At 69.6% G+C, this 18,852-nt stretch carries 11 protein-coding genes; 2 read left to right on the top strand and 9 right to left on the bottom strand.

From position 1 onward, the window contains the following. Positions 1–184: 184 nt before the first annotated feature. Genes C8E97_RS04945 through C8E97_RS04935 form a run of 3 tightly spaced genes read right to left on the bottom strand, consistent with a single transcriptional unit; the run spans position 185 to position 11,394 of the window. Positions 185–1,093 carry a PIG-L family deacetylase gene (locus tag C8E97_RS04945; protein ID WP_170211620.1) on the bottom strand — a complete coding sequence of 303 codons (909 nt, stop codon included), beginning with the start codon at positions 1,091–1,093 and terminating at the stop codon, positions 185–187. A 27-nt stretch (positions 1,094–1,120) separates the two neighbouring features. Then, entirely contained in the window at positions 1,121–1,693 is a 573-nt protein-coding gene (locus tag C8E97_RS04940; RefSeq protein ID WP_147454999.1) for a hypothetical protein, read from the bottom strand. Then, on the bottom strand, positions 1,690–11,394 hold the full coding sequence (locus C8E97_RS04935; protein WP_121002049.1) for an RHS repeat-associated core domain-containing protein: 9,705 nt from the start codon (positions 11,392–11,394) through the stop codon (positions 1,690–1,692). The genes C8E97_RS04940 and C8E97_RS04935 overlap by 4 nt, the downstream gene beginning before the upstream one ends. Positions 11,395–12,142: 748 nt before the next feature. Here C8E97_RS04935 and C8E97_RS04930 point away from each other — a divergent pair. Beyond that, complete coding sequence (locus C8E97_RS04930; RefSeq protein ID WP_121002047.1) at positions 12,143–14,008, top strand: tachylectin-related carbohydrate-binding protein; 1,866 nt, start codon at positions 12,143–12,145, stop codon at positions 14,006–14,008. A gap of 64 nt (positions 14,009–14,072) precedes the next feature. Here the strand turns inward: C8E97_RS04930 and C8E97_RS04925 are convergent, their stop codons facing one another. Next, positions 14,073–14,717 carry a phosphatase PAP2 family protein gene (locus tag C8E97_RS04925; RefSeq protein ID WP_121010799.1) on the bottom strand — a complete coding sequence of 215 codons (645 nt, stop codon included), beginning with the start codon at positions 14,715–14,717 and terminating at the stop codon, positions 14,073–14,075. A gap of 139 nt (positions 14,718–14,856) precedes the next feature. Here C8E97_RS04925 and C8E97_RS04920 point away from each other — a divergent pair, with 139 nt between their 5' ends. After that, the gene (locus tag C8E97_RS04920) at positions 14,857–15,330 is read left to right on the top strand and encodes a GNAT family N-acetyltransferase (protein ID WP_246018678.1); all 474 of its coding nucleotides are present in this window, start codon (positions 14,857–14,859) and stop codon (positions 15,328–15,330) included. A gap of 506 nt (positions 15,331–15,836) precedes the next feature. On the opposite strand, the gene C8E97_RS04915 is transcribed toward C8E97_RS04920, so the two are convergent. The 5 genes from C8E97_RS04915 to C8E97_RS04895 form a co-directional block, all read right to left on the bottom strand. Beyond that, entirely contained in the window at positions 15,837–16,166 is a 330-nt protein-coding gene (locus tag C8E97_RS04915; protein WP_121002043.1) for a hypothetical protein, read from the bottom strand. After that, positions 16,163–16,741, bottom strand: coding sequence for a bifunctional DNA primase/polymerase (locus C8E97_RS04910; protein ID WP_121002041.1), 579 nt, complete (start codon positions 16,739–16,741; stop codon positions 16,163–16,165). Before C8E97_RS04910 ends, C8E97_RS04915 begins: the two co-directional genes overlap by 4 nt. Before the next feature lie 113 nt (positions 16,742–16,854). Continuing rightward, on the bottom strand, positions 16,855–17,109 hold the full coding sequence (locus C8E97_RS04905) for a transcriptional regulator (RefSeq protein WP_121010796.1): 255 nt from the start codon (positions 17,107–17,109) through the stop codon (positions 16,855–16,857). A gap of 59 nt (positions 17,110–17,168) precedes the next feature. Continuing rightward, positions 17,169–17,993 carry a hypothetical protein gene (locus C8E97_RS04900; RefSeq protein ID WP_121002039.1) on the bottom strand — a complete coding sequence of 275 codons (825 nt, stop codon included), beginning with the start codon at positions 17,991–17,993 and terminating at the stop codon, positions 17,169–17,171. A gap of 167 nt (positions 17,994–18,160) precedes the next feature. Further along, the gene (locus C8E97_RS04895; RefSeq protein WP_246018676.1) at positions 18,161–18,496 is read right to left on the bottom strand and encodes an HC3 family zinc finger protein; all 336 of its coding nucleotides are present in this window, start codon (positions 18,494–18,496) and stop codon (positions 18,161–18,163) included. Positions 18,497–18,852: the final 356 nt, after the last annotated feature.

The following is an 18,852-nucleotide window of genomic DNA, read 5'->3' as shown; positions in this document are numbered from 1 at the left end:
TGGTCGACGCGAAATCACCCGTAGCCCGGTCCGGGGAAACCAGCGGCCACCAACCCGCCGGGTCCACGCGTCCGGTCGGCGGCCACGCCACCACCCACTCGAAGTGACCGCAGATTCCGGGGTGCCCCTGGACGCGGACCGGCCACGACGCATGTGAACGCGTCGTGGCCGGTCCGGTCCCGCGTCAGCAGCCGAAGTCGCCCGGCGGAATCCAGAGGTGCCCCGTCGGGAAGTACCGGCCATCGGGGCGGTACTGCTTGCCCATCTCGTTGCGCCAGTGGTCCGGCCCCAGCGCGAAGTCGTGCGGCCAGTACTCGTCCCACACCTCGGTCTTGGCGGTGCGGTCGGCGCCGAACACGTTCTCCCCGTAGCCCCGGATCACGTAACCCAGGTACTCCTGCCTCCGCACCGCGGTGCGACTGGTCGCGTCGGCATCCGCGTCGGCGGTCAGGATCGCGCCGGCGATGTGGTCCACGTGGTCGCGATCCCCGTCGCGGTGACCGAGGCTGTTCTGCGTGCGGACCAGGCTGGGCCGCGCGGTGTTGATGATGGACCGGAGCATCCCCACGAACGACGCCCTCGTGTACGAGGCGCGGCCGTCGATCGGGCGGGCGACGTAGGCGGCGTCCCTCACCATCCGGGCGAGGTCACCACACTGATCACTCCCACCGGCCGCGTGCATGTAGGTGAACACGAGCCGCACGTTCGTACCGTCGAGCCGGTTGGTCGCGACCTCCCGACCGTTGAACGTCATGGCCTCGTAAACCCAACTACCCGGCACGTTCGGCTTGTTGGCGGCCTTGGCGTACGCGGCACGCACACCCTCGATCCGCTTCTGGGCGTACTCCATCCCACAAACCGGATACCCCTCACCACAGGGCAACTCCCCCGCGGTCAGGTACACGACCCACACGTTGTCACCGTTGCGGATGTCGGTGAGGATGTCCGGGTTCATGAACAACAGGTCGTCATCCTGGTGCGCCACGAAACTCACCGTGGTGGCAGCAGCCCGCACCTCCGCCCCCGCGCCGGGCGCGCCGATCAACCCGGCCGTCAGCCCAACGGCCACCAGCAGTCTCGCGATGCGTTTCACAGCCGCTCCCCTCATGCGAGTCCATCCTCAGCTGCCGTCACTGTCCCAGTCGATCTGCGTACCTGGTTGAAGGTGCCAGGGCAGGCGTTCCCCCGCTGCGGCCTGCACCCGGTTGAGCCGCTCCTCGTCGTCGTCCAAAATCTGCGCGATCTCGAAGGCGGTCGTTGCCGAGCCCACAGAGTCACCGGACAACACCTCGGCGTAGAAGATCCACAATCCCGCTCGGGCTGCCGCCCGGCATTCGTCGACGAGCGACCGACCGGCGAAAACCGGACTGGCCACCTGGCCGTTGTCGCCGATCAGAGCAAGGATCAAATGCAGGATTTCGGCACGGGAGCGCTCCGGGACGCCATCCGCGAGTGCGGCTAGCAGCACGTGCAAAGTCGGGAGTGAAGGTTCTGCCAGTACGTGTCCGGCGGGAAGCAGGTGGTAATCTATCGCGTTCCACAGCTCTCTCGCTTCCTTCGGAGTTGCGGCCGCCGCAGCCCTGCGCAATATCTCGGGTAGGTGGCCCGCTAGCTCGCTCCTATCGCAACCACAGCGCATGGCAGCCCAGTCGTACCGTCCCAACTCCAACTCGAACAACTCCACCTTGATCACCGCCCACTCCGCCGGTCCCATACCCCACCCGGAACACCTCGGGTGCCCGGTACGAAGTTACCCGGGTCCGGGTAGTCGATCTGGCAGGGCTTGCACACATCTTTCACCTGGGTCGTAAAGATTTCGCCTTCCGCGTGGACTTGAAGCGCCTGCGTGAACAAGACCTTCGAAGGGTCACCACCGAGCGCGAGCAGAGCGTTGCCCTCAGCGCAGTAGTGGCACCCGGACGAGGCAAGCGCGATGGCACCGGTCTCCAGGTTGATGGCACCAATGTAACTCCGTCCACTCGCCTTACTCGACCGGTTGAACAATGCGTACGCGGGCAGCCTGTTGATGGCCAACTGAAGGCGTTCCGCCTGTGACCACCCCGCCGGCGCTTCCTCGACGTCGATCACCGGCTGCCGCGAGGGCCCCTCCCCTCGCTTCGAGGGAACGCAGACGGCCGGGTCCTCGTTGTGCACCAGGACGTTCGCGACGCCCACGTGGTACGTGTGCAGGCCGTCGACCGTCAGGTTGTGGACCCGGAGGGCGTCGCCGAAGGACGTGCTGCCGATGACCGTGGCCGGCCGGTGGTCGGCCGTCTCGAACGCGTACCCGGGCCTCAGGTCCTCGGCGTCGACCCACCTCTGGAGCGATTCGACCCAGAACGGGTGTTCGTCCGTCGCCACGACGGTGTCCGTGCCCGCGTCCGTCCGGATCGTGATGCGGTAGTTCAGGCGCTCCGACTCGTGCGACCTGGTATCGGTGACGGTGCGCACGCCACGCTCACCCGTGGTCGGGTCGGTGGCCACGACCTCGTCACCGACCCGCACGTCCTTGATCGGCTTGAGCGACCCGTCCGCCATCAGGACCGGTGTGTCACCGCTGAAGCTGTTGCGGTCGAGGCTGACCGGGCAGGTGCCGTTCACCTCGCCCCGCGCCCGGTCGCCCGAGTCGCGTGCCGCGCCGTTGCCGCGCTTGCGGGACGGACCCAGCAGGCCGAGCAGGTCGCCCACCCCCGGCACCTGGCTGTTGGCGAAGTCGGACACCACCTGCTCGCCGACGGACTGCACGACGTTGGTGCCGGGCTTGATGATCGTCGCCTTGACGGTCTCCCAGACCTTGTTGACGTCCTGCACGTTCTCCGCCAGCGCCGACACTTGGCGCGCGGGCAGGTTCGGGGCCGAGGACACGAGGTCCTTGAGCGCGATGCGCGGCTTGAGTACCGCCTGCAGCACCGGCAGCGGGTTGTTCTTCGCCGCGTGCGCGATGGCCGCCTTCGCCCGCTTGGTCACCGCCTCCATCGCGGCCCGGCGGGCGGCTGCCGCCGCTGCCGCCGCGGCGGCCCTGCGCGCCGCGGACTGGGCGGCTTCCCTGGCCGCCGCCTTGCCGAAGTCCGCCGCGTTCCGCCGTGCCGCACCCGCCAGGTTGTCGCCGTACTTCCGGGCCCCGCCCGCGACGTCGTCGGCGTACCGCCCGGCACCGGCCGCGTCGTCGGCGTACCGCCCGCCGCGCCGCCCCGCGCCCAACAGGTCGTCGCCGTACTTGAAGAGGTACTTGGCGCCCTTGGCCAACTTGCCGAACGGCACGAAGTTCGACGCCGCCCAGAAGAAGTTGCCCCAGCTCGGCTCGCGGATGAAGTTGGCGATGTCGTTGTAGCCCGACACCTCCTTGACCACGTCGACCGCGACCGAGGCGGCCTTCTTCACGCCGTTCCAGATCCCGCCCCAGTCCGGCCAGTGGCCGTCCGGGTCGACCAGGTCCAGCGGCCGGCCCGCGCCGTAGGTGTACCGGTTGAACAGCACGGCCGGGCCATGCTCCGCCGACACCGAGTCGCGCGAGGCGAATCCACCGGTGCCCGGCGCGTACCACCGCGCGCCCATGTTGACCAGGCCGGTCGACGGGTCGGTCCAGTCGCCCTGGAAGCCGACCTGCCGCCGCTCGCCGGTGGAGCCGGTCACCACGCCGAACGGGTCGTACGCCGTCGAGTCGGCGATGCCGGTACCCGCCGGGGCCATGCCGCCGACCACGTCGCCGTGCTTGTCCGCCAGCGCCAGGCGCTTCTGCCCGCCCTGGTCGAGCGACAGCAGCTCACCCGACGGGCCGCGCCCGTACGACGTGTCACCGTCCGACACCGGGTCGATGTCGAAACCCGCGTAGGCGAACGACTTCGCGCCCCGCGTCACGACCCGGTCCGCGCCGTCGTAGGCGTACTTGGTCGCACCGACCTCGATGAGCCGGTCGAACGCGTCGAAGGAGAACTTCTCCGCCAAGCCGGAACTGGTGCGTGAAGCCATCGAGCCGCGCGCCGTGTAGGCGTAGGTGTAGTCGCCGTCCGCCAACAGCCGGTTGCGCTCGTCGTACGTCGCCGTCTTGGCGCCGTGGCGCGTGCGGTTGCCGGACGCGTCCCAGCCGTACTCGGTGGTCTGCCCACCGACCGTCCACGACTTCAGCCGGTTCGCGTAGTCGTAGGTGTAGGTGTGGTCACCGGAGCCCGCGAGCCCGGACGCCACCTTGCGGGTCAGGCGGTCGTTGTCGTCGTACTCGTAGGCCAGGGATGACACCACCGCGCCGGCGGGGTCCTTGACGACGTCGGACTTCTGCCTGCCCAGCGCGTCGTAGTCGAACGTACGGGTGCGGCTCGCACCGTACTGGAGGGTCTTCAGCTGCCCGGCTTCGTTGTAGCCGAACGTCAGGCCCACCCCGGACAGGCCGTCGGAGACCGTCTTCAGCCTGCCCTTGTCGTAGGCGAAGCCGGTGGTGCCCGCCGCGTCGGTGCGGGAGGTGATCCGGCCATCGCCGTCGTAGCCGAACGAGGCCGTGCCGGACGGGCCCGCGGCGGACAGCAGCGCGCCGCGGTCGTTGTAGTCGTAGGTGTTGCGGCCACCCGGCGCGTCGATCTCCTTGACGCGCCCGGCCTCGTCGTACACGCGCACGCGCTCGGCGGTCGGGGCCTCCGCGCCCGCGCCGGTCTCCTTGGTCAGCCGGTCGAGGAAGTCGTACTGCCGTTCGCGGGTCACGCCGCCGGGCGCGGTCAGCTTCACCGCGTTGCCCGCGACGTCGTACACCGACGTCCACGTGCGGTCGGCGGGGTTCGGGTGGGCCGCCGTGGCGGGCTCGATCACCGATTCCGGCAGCGACCACGGGTTGTAGGTGGTGACGAACCCGTTGCCGCGCCCGTCGGTGAACCGGGTCCGGTTGCCCCTGGCGTCGTAGCCGAACGAGGTGGTGATGCTCTCGGTGTCCGACACCGGTTCGACCTGCTGGACGAGCCGGTTGGCCGCGTCGTAGGAGTACCGGGCGGTGCGGTTCATCGCGTCGGTCGCGGACAGCACGTTGCCCGCTTCGTCGTGCGTGTAGGCGCTGCTGCGCAGCGTCCGAGCCTGCCCGTCCAAGCTGTACTGGTTGCGCAGCCGGCCCGCCGAGTCGTAGTACAGGTAGCTGGTGCGCCCCAGGGCGTCCCGCTGCCACGCCGACCGGCCCAGGCCGTCGTAGCCGTACTGCACGACGACACCCGCCGGATCGGTGGTCCGGATGCGCTGGCCGAGCGCGTCGTAGTCGGACGTCGTCACATCGCCCGACGGCGACGTGACCTTCTTCAGCTCGCCGGCGTCGTTGTACTCCAACGTCGAGGTGTACGCGGCGGGTACCGGCTTGCGCTCCAGCGTGGTCTGGGTGACCCTGCGGCCCAACGCGTCGTAGGTGGCCTCGCTGCGCGCGCCGGTCGGGTCGGTCACCGACAGCTGCTCGCCGCTGTGCGTGTAGGTGTACTTCCACACGCCGCCGACCTCGGTCGCGTTGTCCGACTTCGGGTCCTGGCGCTCGACCAGCCGCCCGAGCTGGTCGTACCGGAACCGGCTGACGGCGCCGCGCCCGCCCACCACCTCGACGACGTTGCCCACCTCGTCGTACTTGGTGGTGACGACGCCCTTGACCGCGGCGGACGCGCCGGGCGCGGTGTAGTCGGGTGTCTCGGTGCGGACGACCCGGCCCACCTTGTCGTGGAACTGCCGCGTGATCCGGCCGTTCTCGTCCTTCACGGCGACCTGGTCGCCGAAGGTGTCGAACCCGACCAGCGTCTCCGGCCGAGCAGTGGTCGGCGTGCCGCCGTCGGTCTCCACCGCCACGGGGGGCAGCTTCACCGCGACCTGGCGCTCGTTCTCGTCGTAGCGGTACTCGGTGGTGTACGCCGCAGGGTCGGCACCCGCGACGTTGCCGCGCGGGTCGGTCTCGGCGACCAGCAGCCCCCGCTTGTCGTACGCGCGGGTCGTGGTCAACGGCGTCGAACCGGACCCGATGGTCTCGCTGGTCTGGTTGCCGACGTTGTCGTAGGTGTAGTCCACGACGCTGCTCGCCGTCAGCACCCTGCCCGGCGCGTTCGAGCCGTTGCCGCTGCGGGCGACCTGGGTCACGTTGCCGTTGGCGTCGTAGCGGTAGGCGGTGCGGCGGGAGAGGCCGCCGGGGTCCGCGATCGCCTCGGTGAGCCGACCCACCGCGTTGACGGTGAACTCGGTCACCTTGCCGTTCGGCCCGGTGCGCTTGACGACGTTGCCCGCGCCGTCGTACTCGTTCTGCTCCAGCACGATCCGCCGCGACGTGCCACCCGGCTCGGGCACCTCCGCGAGCACCCGGAACACGAGGCCGTTGGGGGTGTACTCGTAGATCGTCCGGCGGCCCATCGCGTCGACCTTGCGGACCAGCCGCCCGCCCAGGTCGTAGGTGTTGGCCTCCAGCACCAGGAGCGTGCCGTCGGACGGCGTCTCCGGCTGCCCGACGCCGCCGGAGACCGGCTTGCCGTGCCAGCCGCGCAGGCGCACTTCCGCGACCTTGTTGCGCGCGGTGTACGCGTACTCGATCTTCGTGCCGTTGGCGTCGACCACCCAGGTGCGGTTGCCGAATACGTCGTAGCCGTACGTGGTCTTCGCGCCCTGGGCGTCGGTCACCGAGTCCTGGCGGCCCCGGTCGTCGTAGGTGTAGGCGGTGGTGCGCGCCTCGTCGCCGCCGGTGAGGTCGGAGACCTCCACCTTCTCGGGCCGGCCGTCCACGTCGTAGGTCGTCTTGGTGAACTTGGTGTGCTTGACGCCGGTGATCGCGTCGGTGACCGGCGCGTCGGTCACCTCGACGGGTTTGTTGCGCTCGTCGTAGACGAACTTCGTCTCCAGGCCCGCCGGGTGGCTGTCGGAGTACTCGGTCTCGCTGGTCTTGCGGCCCCACCGGTCGTAGCGGTACTTCGTGACGCGGCCCTCGGCCTCGGCGTCCGTGCGGCCGGGCTCGGTCGTGGAGGCGAGGTCGCCGTTGGCGTAGTACCGGTAGGTGGTCTTCTTGCCGCGTGCGTCGGTCGTGGTCTTCAGCAGCCCCGCGGGTTCGTTGCCGCCGCCCTCGGCCGCGGTGGTGCCGTCCGTGTAGGTGTGCACGACGGTGGTGCCGTCGGGCATCGTCTGCTTGAGCAGTTCCCCGCGGGTGTCGTACTCCGACGAGGTGAGGTAGGTGGGGTCGTCCGCGTGGGCCGACCTGCCGTCACGGGCGGTCTTCTGCTTGTCGATGCGCGGGTCGGTGTCGTTGACCTTGCCCGGCGCGGGTTCGTGGTAGGTGTAGTACTCGGTGTCGCAGACCCCCGGCGCGCGGCAGGTCTTGCGGGACAGCACGTTGCCGCGCGCGTCGTTGCGCAGCTCGACCTGGTGGCCGTTCTCGTCGGTGATGGTCTGCTGGAAGCCCGACGCGTCGTAGTCGTACGTGCGGACGCCCACGCCCTGCACCGGGCCGCCCTGCCAGTCCGGGTTGTCCGTGCCCCGGCCGCCGCAGTAGTCCGGTGTGCCGTCGGGGGTGGTCGTGCGGGTGCACGGTGGCGCGGTGGACGGCGTCGTCGGCACCACCGACGGGTCGGGCCGGTCCTCCAGGCGCACGCCCAGGCCCAACGGCGCGACGAACCGGATGATCCGGCCGCGAACCGGGTCGTAGTCGAAGAAGTGCGGCCGGTTGCCTGGGTCGGTGACCTCGATGGAGCGCACCAGGTTCCGGACCGTGCGGCCCTGCGCGTCCTGCTCCTCGGTGCCGCTGACGTTCGGCAGGCCGAGCTTCCACTTGCCGCCGTTGGCGTCGACGTAGTCGCGGACGCGGTCGTTGGTGGTGTCGTAGGCCAGCTGCGCGGCGGTCCGGCCGCTGGGCAGCGACACCTTGGTCAGCTGGTCGGCGTGCCCGCGCGCCTTGAAGTGGGTCCGGGCCGCTTCCTCGCCCAGCGGGTGCTGGTAGATCGCGACCTCGTCGATCTGCCCGGTGAAGTGCTTCTTCCCCTCGCCTGGCCACCAGCCGTGCGGCGCCCAGTCGGCCGGGCCGACCGCGTGCGCGGCGCCGATCTGGCCGTGGTTGAACAGGCTGTCGTCGATCTCGCCCTCGGTCGTGCCGACCTTCGCGCCGTCGAGGAACAGCGTCTGCACCGCCAGCGACCCGGACAGCACCACGTGGTGCCAGTTGCCGTCGTTCACCGCGCCGGAGCTGGTGATCGGCGCGATCCGGCCGTGCCAGAACTGCCCGCGCAGCCTGCCGTCGCGGTCCACGTAGAGCACGGGCACCGAGCCGACCGGGTCCCGGTCGAACGGCGCGCGCTGGAAGCCGATCAGCGGACCGCCGGACGTCGTCTTGAACCACAGCTCCACCGACAGGTCCCGCGACTTCTTGATCGCCCCGTCGGGCAGCGTCACGTACGAGTCCGTGCCGTTGAACGACGCCGAGGTGTCGCCGGTGCCGTCCAGCGCACCCGGCGCGCCGAGCCGGGTGTTGCGGTACGCGCCCTTGTCCTTGCCCAGGTTGGTCGCGACCTGGCTGCCGGCCGTCTCACCGCTGCCCTCTCCGAGCCGCCAGTACGAGTCCGGCTTGGAGTCCACGACGGCGCTGCGGTAGTGCGAGCCGTTCTCGTACTCGTACTTCGTGCACGCGGACTTCGGGTCGCAGACCTCGGTCAGCCGGTCGCCGACGTACTTGTAGGTCCACTTGACCGGTGCGCCGCCGGCGACCGGCGAGTCGGCGCGGACCTCCGTGACGTGGTTGCCGGTCCACGTGAAGTACAGCGTGCGGTTGCCGCTCGTCCGGGCGATGACGCGCCGGAGTTGGCCGGTGGGGCCGTAGTCGAAGTCGACCATGCGGTCCGCGTTGTCGTGGATGGTGACCAAGCGGCCGTCGAACTCGCGGAACGTGTAGGTGGTGTTGGACTTGTCCACCAGCACGTAGTTGTGGTCCGGCTGCGCCACGTCCTGGTAGAAGGTGGCGAACCGGCCCGCGGGCGGGTCGAAGCTGCCGTTGGCGGCGTTGCGCCCGAACCGCACCTGCTGCCCGTCCGGGTAGGTCACCACGACGTTGCCCGAACCGTCCTGGTCGGGCACCACCCGCATGTCGTACCGGGTGGACCAGCCCGCGCCGAACAGCAGGTCCTTGCGCGGGTCCAGGCTGTTGTAGGTGCGGGCGACGGACAGCTCGGGCCCGGACACGCCCAGCGCGATGTCCACCGCGGCCGTGGTGTAGTTGCCGGTCTGCGGGTCGAAGTCCAGGTCACCCGCGCTGTAGGGCGCGCCGCCCAGGTGCGAGGTGATGTCTGGCTGCGGCACCGCCGTCAGCAGCGCGCTGAACGGCAGCGCCTCGCTGCGGGTGCCGCTCGGGTCGACCGCCCAGGCCCGCCAGTGGTAGGTCTCGCTCCACTGCATCCGTCCACTCGGGACGGTCCAGGTCTTGGTCGGCGCGCGTGGGCCGAGCGTGCACGAGCCGGGGTCCGGCGTGCCGTCGGCCCTGCTGTTGCAGACCTCGAACTCGTAGAGGACCGACGTGCTGGGCGGCGCGTCCACGTCCACCGCGTCGGCCCACAGCTGCGGCGTGAGCGTCGGGGCCGAGTGCCCGGCGGGCGGGTACTGCGCCTTCACCACGGGCGGCAGCTCGAACATCGTCATCGACAGCCGGGCGGGCGGGATCTGCTCGTCGGTGAAGTAGGTGTCGTTGTGCACCATGCTGAAGTCGAGCAGGTAGTCGCCCGGGTTGGTGAACCGGTGGACCGTCGCGTCCAGCGTGATCGTGTCGCCCGGCGGCACCTCGCGGTCCAGCGCCGCGGCCTCGCGCGAGTCGACCGGGCGGCCTTCCGCGGTGAACGCCCGGTAGGCGAGCTTGTACGCGCCCGGCGTCCACGTCTGCGATCCGCGGTTGGTCACCGCGATGCGCACCTTGCCGTCCTGCTGCCGGTGCACCGGGGGCTCCGGCACCCCGCGCTCGATGCGGTAGGAGGCGTTGTACGGGGTGTGCGTGACGAACAGGCGCGGCGGGTTGGCCGTGCCCGCGCCGGTGAACAGCTTCCAGCTGCGCACCGCCTTCACGGCCAGGCCGTTGTTCGCTCCCCCGGTCACCCAGGACTGCACGAGGTCGCGGCCCGCGTCGCCGAGGTCGATGGCGTCGGGCGCGGTCGGGCAGGCGGAGTACGACTGGCCCAGCGCGACGTAGCCGTGCGCGAAGGACGCCGAGGCCAGCTCGGGGCCGGTCGGGGGGTGGCCGGACCCGTTCGCGTCCCACGCCCCGGTGATCGGGTGCACGGTCACCGGCTCGGGGCGGCAGGACGGCGCGTCGAAGTTGGTCAGGTAGAGCTGCGCGCCGAAGACGCGGTGGTTGGCCAGCGTCCGGGAGACCTCGTCGAACTTGAGGTACATGGCGCTGCCGTTGCCGACCGCCAGCTCCGGGAGGCTCTGCCGCTTGCCCCCGGACGTGGTGACGGCGACGTTCGCCTGCACGCCGTGCACCGAGGGGTCGACCAGCACCGGGTAGGTGCGGGCGGGGTCGCGCAGCCACGCCTCGTCCAGCGCCATGACCAGCGAGTCACCGGTGACCTCGTAGCGCACGCCGCGCGACGTCGCGGGGTTCTCCGGGTTCGAGTCGGTCATGAACCCGGCCGGGATGCGGCCCTTCTCCTGCCCGGCGTCGTCGGTGAGCACGACGTCGCCGTCGTCGGTCTTGGCGGTGAGGCCCTTGAGCCGCAGCGGGAACACCCAGCGGTGCGCGGTGTCCGGCGAGGCGAGGACCAGGGTTTCCTTCACGCCGCCGGGCTGCGCGTCGATGCGCAGGTCGACGCCCTCGGCGACGCCGGGGTAGGTGATGGCGCTGCCGTCGACGCGGGCGGCGGCGGGTCGGGTGCCGGCCAGGCCGAAGGCCAGTTCGTGCTCGCCGGACAGGCGGACGCGGATGAACGGCGACTCGGAGGCCGTCGCCCCGAACCGGCTCTCCACCTGGTCGGCGGCGTTGCGCCACCCGTCGCCGTCGGCCACCAGGCGGGTGTCGACGGGCTGCCAGGAGCCGTCGGCGGCCCGGAAGTTCATCGGTGACTGGCTGATCTCCGTGGTCCGCGTGCCGTCGGCGTTGCGGAACGTCCGGGAGTTCGCCTGCCGCTGCCCGGCGTCCTCCCGGCTGGTCGCCGCGTCGAAGCCCTTCAGGCCGGACGGCGCGGACACCTCGCGGACCTCGTTGGGTCGCGGGCTGTCCGAGTGGAACGTCGGCTGCGGGTGCTTCGCGAGTTCCGACTTCGGCAGCGCGCGGTTGGCCGTCTCGCCGGGCACCTCGTGGGGCTGGCCCTCCGCCGAGCCCCACGCCTGGTCGGGCGCGAGTTCGCCCGGATCGACGCCGGCGGAGCCGCCGCCGAGCTGCGGCCACAGCTGGATCGCGGTCGGCGCGATCGCACCGAAGAAGACCGCGAGGACCATTCCCAGAACCACCGCGATGCGACCGCGCCGAGAGCGCGGCAAACGAACGCGGGCACGCCAAATACGGCCGCCGGCCATTATTCTTATCCCCCCGTGTCAGGCTGCCACCGCGTGCCGAGCACGCTGGGCACACCCCCCGACGCTAAGCACCGCGTTGAAGCAACCACATTCCGCCGAGCACGGGCAAGAGCCATCCGGAGCACCGGGAACGACGTAACCCGAACAGCCGAACATGAGGGTCACACACAACCGACCGTAACCTTCGCCTGCGAGTACTGGCCCAGGCCGACTTCCTCGGCTACGGTCACCTGGACCGACCCGAATGGTCGAGCAACGGGGGAAGCACATGTCAGAGGTCGGCGCAAGCCTGCTCGGAATAAGTTCCGGCAACGCATCGACAACCGACATCCGAATGGTCGGATCGGGTAGTCGGAAACGGCTGCCACGGGTGACGCGGCCGAGCGGCTATTCACCGTCGAGTCGCCCGTCAGCGCATTCGGACACCCACACTAGTCGGGGACGCGCAATCACGGCTGGGGCGTGAACGGCCCGGTGTCGACGGCGGTGGAACGCAGACCGGCCGAGTGGCGCATTCCCGCGCGGGGTCGGCGTCACCAGCGACCCGCGGACGGCGCGACCGAAGACCTGCGGACGGCGATCGGGGCGCCTCGCCGCAGGGCCTGATCCACACCCCCTGCCCCGGCTACACCTCCATGTGGCAGATCTTCACCGGAACGGCGGCGGAAAGATGAGAAGACTCCTGTGGACGGCGGCGGTCACCGCCGTCACCGCGACCACGCTCTCGGTCGCGACCACCTCGACCGCGACCGCGGCCGAAACGCTCCAGTGCGACACCAGCGCGGCGATCTACCTCCGCAAGCCCGACACCAGCCTCACGCTGTACCAGCACAACGAGCCGGAAGTGGGCACCCACGACTGGCAGACGCAGGTCGGCATCGGCCACACCTGGGACGGCATCACGCTCGGCGGCCCGGACGGCGTCGTGTACGAGCTGACCCCGGAGGGCCAGCTCAACCGGTTCCGCTGGAACGGCGGCTGGGAGAACGGCGGCGTCTCCGACACCGTCATCACCGGTTGGACGGGCTGGAGCCGCGACACCCTCGTGGTGGACTCGCTCGGCGACTTCTACGGCATCGCGCCGGACGGCGCGCTGCACTGGCGGCGCTACACCAAGAACGGCTCCACCTGGTCCTACCAGGACCGGACGCTGGCCACCGGCTGGGCGGCCCGCTACAACATGATCTGGACGTCCGGCAACGGCACCATCTTCGCCCGCAGCCACGACGGCAACCTGTTCGTGCACGTCTACCACGCGGCCAGCCAGCGGTGGCTGGAGAACGACCGCCAGATCGGGTGGGGCGGCTGGAACAAGTTCACCGACGTCGCCTCGGTGGGCGGCGGCGTCTTCTACGCCATCGACGGCGGTACCCGCCTGCTGAAGTGGTACCGCTACACCGGGAACGGCACGTGGGCGCACGACGCGGGCAAGGACATCGGCGACGGCTGGTACGGCGACTGGCAGATCGAGGGCAAGTCCGACGCCTGCCGCATCGTCGGCGCCACCCTGCCGCAGCGCCCGGCCGTCGCGGCGCGCCTGGACGCGCCGAACTCGGCCATCCAGGGCTCCGACGGGCTGGTGACCTTCTTCTACGTCAACGCCGCCGGCGGTCTCACCGCCGCCAAGCAGCGCTACCCCAACGACTACAGCTCCCTCACGTACCAACCGTTCGTCGGTCACCAGAAGTACACCGGCACGCCCGGTGTGGGCGCGTCCGAGGACGGCAAGCTGCACACCGTCGCGAACAGCTACGACGACGCGGCGTTCCGCGGGCGGGCGCAGGCGGTGCGCAACGGCATCTGGCAGCCGGGTGAGATCGCGCACGACGGGTGGATGCCCGGCGACGTAGCCGTGGTGCCCGACGCTAACAAGCTGCTGAACCTGTATGCGGTGGACAGCGCGGGCGCGCTGTGGCGGCGCGCGCAGCTCACGGCGAACGGCGAGTTCGGCCCGTGGCGCAAACTGCCGACGAGCGGCCTGACGTCCGACTTCACGGTGCTGCGCAACGGGGCCGCGATCGACATCGTCGCGCGGTTCACCGACAACTCGGTGCGGGCAGCGCGGTTGGCCGACGACTCGGTCGGCGCTTGGCGGGCGGTCGGCGCGGGAGCCACCGGCAGGCCGGCGGTCGTGGCGCACTACAACAACGACCTGCAGGTGTTCGTGCGCCTGCCCAACGGGGTCGTGCACACGCAGCGCGAATCGGCCGGTGCGTTCCCGAACACGTGGACCGCTGTCGGCACCCTGGCGACGACCGGCTCCCCGGCCGCCGTGCTCCGCGGCGGCGGGATGGTCGAGTTGGCCGCACGCGGCACGGACAACAAGGTGTACCAGGCGAGCCAGCTCGTCCCGGTCGGCGGGTTCGGCGGGTGGGACGTCAAGTTCGACGCGGAGACCGCGACCGACCCGATCGGTCTGACGCTGTCCGACGGCAACCCGATCTTCACCTGGCGCGGCCCTCAGGGCGACATCCTGACGTCCTACCTCAACCCCGGCACGGCAGCCGACTACCAGGCCGCCACCGCCCGCAGGTAGCCGACTCGGGTCCCGGTCCTGTCGTGGCAGGACCGGGACCCGCGGCGCACGCGACCTCAGGACCTCAACCCAGCACGTCGACCAACCACAGGTACGACCCGCCGCCCACTGCCGCCCCCACGACGGACCCCCAGACGACCTGCGCACGCGTGTGGTCGCCAAGCTCGACCCTCGACCAGTCGACCAGGACCACCGCGATCGCCGACAAGGCCAACCACGGCCCATAGGCGATGACCAGCATCACCGAAGCACCGGCCGCCACGGCGGCGTGCATCGAGATCTTCCACCCCCGCGCACCGCCGACAGGCAGGGCGAAGGTGATGGCGACGCACGTGACGAGCGTGGCGAACATCGCCAAGGCAAGCGCCAACATCTGCCGAGGCGCGTCCCCCACCACGAGGATCACCACACCGACCGCGAGCGAACCGATGCACGCGATGAACGGCACAACCCGCCCTTCGCGATTGGTGACGTGGTGCCCCTCCCACCGACCCCGCCGCGCGCCTCGCACGATCACCACCATGGGGATCACCGAGCCGGTGACCCCGACCACCAACCCCCACAGCAAGGCGGGAACCGGCTGCCCGGTCGCGTGCCACCCGATCGCGAGCGGCAGGCCGAGGACCCACACCCACGGGGCCAACACCTCGGTCGCCAGCCTGGCGACGCGGTGACGCGGGGAAACAGACGTGTCATCAAGCGAGGTCATGCTGGTACTGGTACTCCCCGCCGACCACAAACGGCGCACGGCTATCGAGGTGAGCTTCGTCACCAACCCAAGCCGGAATTGTCGGATGCCACTGATACGTTGCGCCGCGAGGTCAGGCGGAGTGAGGAGAACATCAGTGGTGGAGGTAGCACTGCGGCCGGTCGAGGATGCCGACCTCGACGCCCTGTTCGACCAGATGCGCGACCCCGCATCGGTCCAGATGGCCGCCTTCACCACCAAGGACCCCGACGACCGAGCAGCGTTCGACACCCGCATGGCGAAGGTCAGGGCCTCCGATGACACCAACCTGCGTGCGGTGACCCGTGACGGACGCCTCGTCGGCAGCATCGGCAGCTTCGTCGTGGAGGGCGACACCGAGATCACCTACTGGATCGACCGTTCGGCCTGGGGGCAAGGAATCGCCGGCCGAGCACTCGCCCTGTTCCTCGACACGGTCGAGGTCCGGCGGCCCTTGTACGCCCGTGCCGCCTGCGACAACCTCGGATCGCTCAGGGTGTTGCGGAAGGCGGGCTTCACGACCGTCGGCACCGAGATCTCCTACGCACCCGCCCGGAACGCCGAAATCGAGGAAACCATCCTGCGGCTCGACTAGCCCACGCCAGTCGCTCCACCTCGCGGATCGCCGACCACCGCCCGGCCGGGAGCCCCGCGCCCGCAGGGGCGCGCTGCGGACGTTCAATCCGATCCTGACCATCCTGGAGAACGAGCGCTACCTCCACGAGACCGGGCAGGATCACCGCCCCGTCTTCAAGCACCCACCGCTCAACGCGACCACGGCACAGGGGTCCGGGGGCGAAGCCCTCCGGGCGGGGCGTGGGGGTCGCACCCCCACAAAACACGACGAGGCGAGATGGTCGACGCTTTCCGCCGACACACCTCACCCCGAGACGAGTGGACCTGACTACACCCCATGAGAACTCTGTTGTGGCTGCTCAGGGGCCGGAACTGCTGATCAGGACCGTTGGACCCCGTGGAGCAGGCTGAGGCAGCAAGAGAGGGTGCCCTGACGGCCTCCGTCTTCGCTGCCCACAGGTGTTGAATGTCCCCGCCATGCGTGGGAGCGCCCGCCCCGGCCGGCGCTCCCACGCGTTCACCTCGCTACCTACTACTGGTCGTGCCCACCACGGTGGCAGCCTGCACCGGAGCATCCGGCAACCACACGAGCCTCGGGGTGGTGCCGTCGTCCTCGAAGTAGGTCAGGGCGATCTCGGGTGTTTGCAAACTCGCCCGGAAGTCGCCGGTGGTGGAGATGACCTCGGCGTGGTCGTGGAAAGCCATGCCGTAAGCGGCGATGTGGCCGTCGTGGCGGTGGCCGTACTCCACGGCCACCGCGAACAGGCGCGGAGCGTCGTCGGTGGCCAGCCCGTGCAGGAACGCGGTGAAGCCGGCCTCGTCCCACAACGGCTCGGATTCGGTGGAGTGGGTCATGAGGTCGTTCCCTCCAGGCTGGTCAACAGCTCCGCCAGCTCGGCGGCGGGCAGCAGCACCCGTCCGCACTCTTCGGGCGAGACCAGCCAGCTGGTGGAGATCGTGGCAACGGTGGTCGGTGGCAGCGGCAGCACAGAACCTTCGGTGAAGACCCGAACGTCGTCACGCGTCAGGTCCGGGGGGTTGGGCGGTCGGACGAGGAAGAAGGCGACCGGGAGGCCGGACGCGACCGCGACCGGTGTCGGCCGGCTCCGGAACCAGGCGTGCCCGACGATCGTCCGGGCCTGGTCCTCGCGGATGGACACCACGCCGACCGACGGGCCGGTCACCACCAGCACCGCGGGGACGTGCCCACCCGGCGCGCCCCACCACCGGCGCACCACGTCCACATCCGTGGTGGCCTCGGCCACCGGGTGCAGCCGGACCTGATCGACCGGCCGGCCGGTGGCCGGGTCCACGAACCGTCCCCCGTCCCAGGCGGCTCCGGGGATCACCGGCCAGCCCATCGCCGCATAGTCCAGCGCGGCGCGCAGGTTCTCATCGACCGGCAGACAGTCCGTCTCCGTGCCTGGCATTACCTCACCTCTCGAACTCGTCTACGAACAACCGCACAGGGTCCGGTGACCCTGGCGGAGATTCCTTCCGCGTAAACCGCCACGCGGAACGGGGTCACATGGTGCGGCCCGATTCACGCGATGCGCCCTGGACGCCGGGATGCCGGATCGGCGACGATCTCGAACAGGTCGCCGAACTCCAACGGCGCGAGGGCCTTGAGCGCGCCACCGATGAACGCCGGCCCCGGACGCAACTCCCCGTCCCGAACCCTCTTCACCGTGGAACGGTTCAAACCCATCGCGGCAGCAAGCGCGTAGTCGGAGGCGAAACCCGCCAGCAACACGGCCTTCCCGAACGCCTCCACCCGCAGCCTGACCGTGTACGACATCGTCACCCCTCGGCACTGACAGACGGCAGCGTCGACTTGGCACCTGCGTACCCCAAAGCTCAACCACTGCCCTGTTTCCCAGGGTTGAGCACACCTGCCCGCACCAGGTAGCGATGTAGTGTCGGCTGTGAAATCTTGTGACGACGGCACAGCTCCCGACGGTCGATGCCATTGACGAACTGGTGCGCGACAGTGGCCTCGCCGCGCAATCTCACCGGGTCGTCCAAGCGACGGGTACGGATTTGGGGGCCTATCGGAAGCTCGGGCAGGAGGTTGTTCCCGAGGAAACGTTCGACAGCTCTGCGGACCATGTACGGTGACATGGCGAAGCGGGACGCGACCGCCGACGGATTCACACCGGCGAGGTACTCCTTGGCGACGATCGCTTCTCCTTCGACACGAACCGGATGCTGCAACGGCAGGTGGATGATCTGAGGGCCGATGGGCCGGGTCGGGTCGAGTTCCGCTTCCGCCGCCTTCAACATGCGCGAGACGACGCTCGAATGCAGCCTGTGTCGCCTGGCCAGCTCGCCGATGCCGGCACCAGCGTCCGCCTCCTTCTTCAAGGACGCCATGCCCTGTAGACGGACAGGGTCGTCACGCCGTCGGTGCAGGATCTGCGGCCCAAGTGGCCGGGTGGGATCGAGATGGTCGCCCTCGGCGAATAGCGGAACCTCCCGGCCATCAGGCTTGGACTGCGCCGAGTCGGAGGTGCGCGGCTCCACCCAGACCAGACGGACCTCGCCGTGACCTGGCGCGAACATCGAAAAGACCTCTTCGACGCGCAACCCGCGCACATGCGCGCCGTCGTCCACGGTAAACACGTCGGTACGGTGGCCGAAATCCAGCAGCCATCCCGGCAATACGCGCAGCTCGATCGCCATCGTCCACTTGGATCACAGCGGCCAACTTCGGCGAAGCCTCACTGACCACCAACTTCAAGAAATCACCGAACACCGCGTCATCACGTTCCGACACCAACTGGTTGGCGCTCATCTCTCGCCCTTCACGGTCTTTCTCCGATCACGGTCCTGTTTGCCCCCGCGCGACATCAACATGCCGAGCGCTCGCAGCGGCTCGACCGCGGTTCCGGCCCGGAGACAGGAAGGTCGTTCTCGCAGCCTCCGAGATGGGATGACGGCTCGCCTGGTCGGCGGGCCAGCAATTCGTTACGCGTCTGCACGCCGATGGCCCTACGCCAAGCGTTGTCGCATAACGAGCACTCCGGCTCGCAGCGCAGAATCGGCCACACTGCCGGCAGCGTGACGTCCTCACCGCACAACGTCATGCCCGAATCCCCTGCCTTCAGTCCAGCGGGGATGGCATGTCGTACTCCATCGTGTGGATACCAACGGAACGGTGTCGCGGTCCATCGCAAGTGACTCACCGCGACCACCGTGTTCTGCCGTGCGGGACGATTCGCATCGTGCTACCACCCGCACATCCGCACGGTCGGTCGCACATTCGCCAACTCGGCCCGCACATCCGGCGATAGGCGGTAGGGAACTTCACCATCGGCATTGCCCGCAGCGCCTTCGCGATCCTGGAGATCGTTCCTGCGCTGACTGAGGATGACGACGCTTTGATGACAACCCACGAGAATTCCATGCGGCTCGCCACCTTCCCGTTGCGCCACAACGCAAGTACCTTGGAGGCATCCGACATCGAGACCCCTGACTGTTGAGTCGAAGCGGTGCGCAGTCGGCCGGCCCGGTATCGGATGCCCAGGAACAAGAAAAGGGC

Source organism: Saccharothrix australiensis (assembly GCF_003634935.1).
GTDB lineage: Bacteria > Actinomycetota > Actinomycetes > Mycobacteriales > Pseudonocardiaceae > Actinosynnema > Actinosynnema australiense.
Note: the sequence above shows the minus strand (reverse complement) of the source record. Positions and strands in the feature narration are given on the sequence as shown.

Coding starts and splice junctions, on each gene's coding strand:
- C8E97_RS04935 (WP_121002049.1), bottom strand. CDS start 11,394: ATGGTCCTCGCGGTCTTCTTCGGTGCGATCGCGCCGACCGCGATCCAG.
- C8E97_RS04925 (WP_121010799.1), bottom strand. CDS start 14,717: ATGACCTCGCTTGATGACACGTCTGTTTCCCCGCGTCACCGCGTCGCC.
- C8E97_RS04905 (WP_121010796.1), bottom strand. CDS start 17,109: ATGTCGTACACGGTCAGGCTGCGGGTGGAGGCGTTCGGGAAGGCCGTG.
- C8E97_RS04900 (WP_121002039.1), bottom strand. CDS start 17,993: ATGGCGATCGAGCTGCGCGTATTGCCGGGATGGCTGCTGGATTTCGGC.
- C8E97_RS04910 (WP_121002041.1), bottom strand. CDS start 16,741: ATGCCAGGCACGGAGACGGACTGTCTGCCGGTCGATGAGAACCTGCGC.
- C8E97_RS04915 (WP_121002043.1), bottom strand. CDS start 16,166: ATGACCCACTCCACCGAATCCGAGCCGTTGTGGGACGAGGCCGGCTTC.
- C8E97_RS04930 (WP_121002047.1), top strand. CDS start 12,143: ATGAGAAGACTCCTGTGGACGGCGGCGGTCACCGCCGTCACCGCGACC.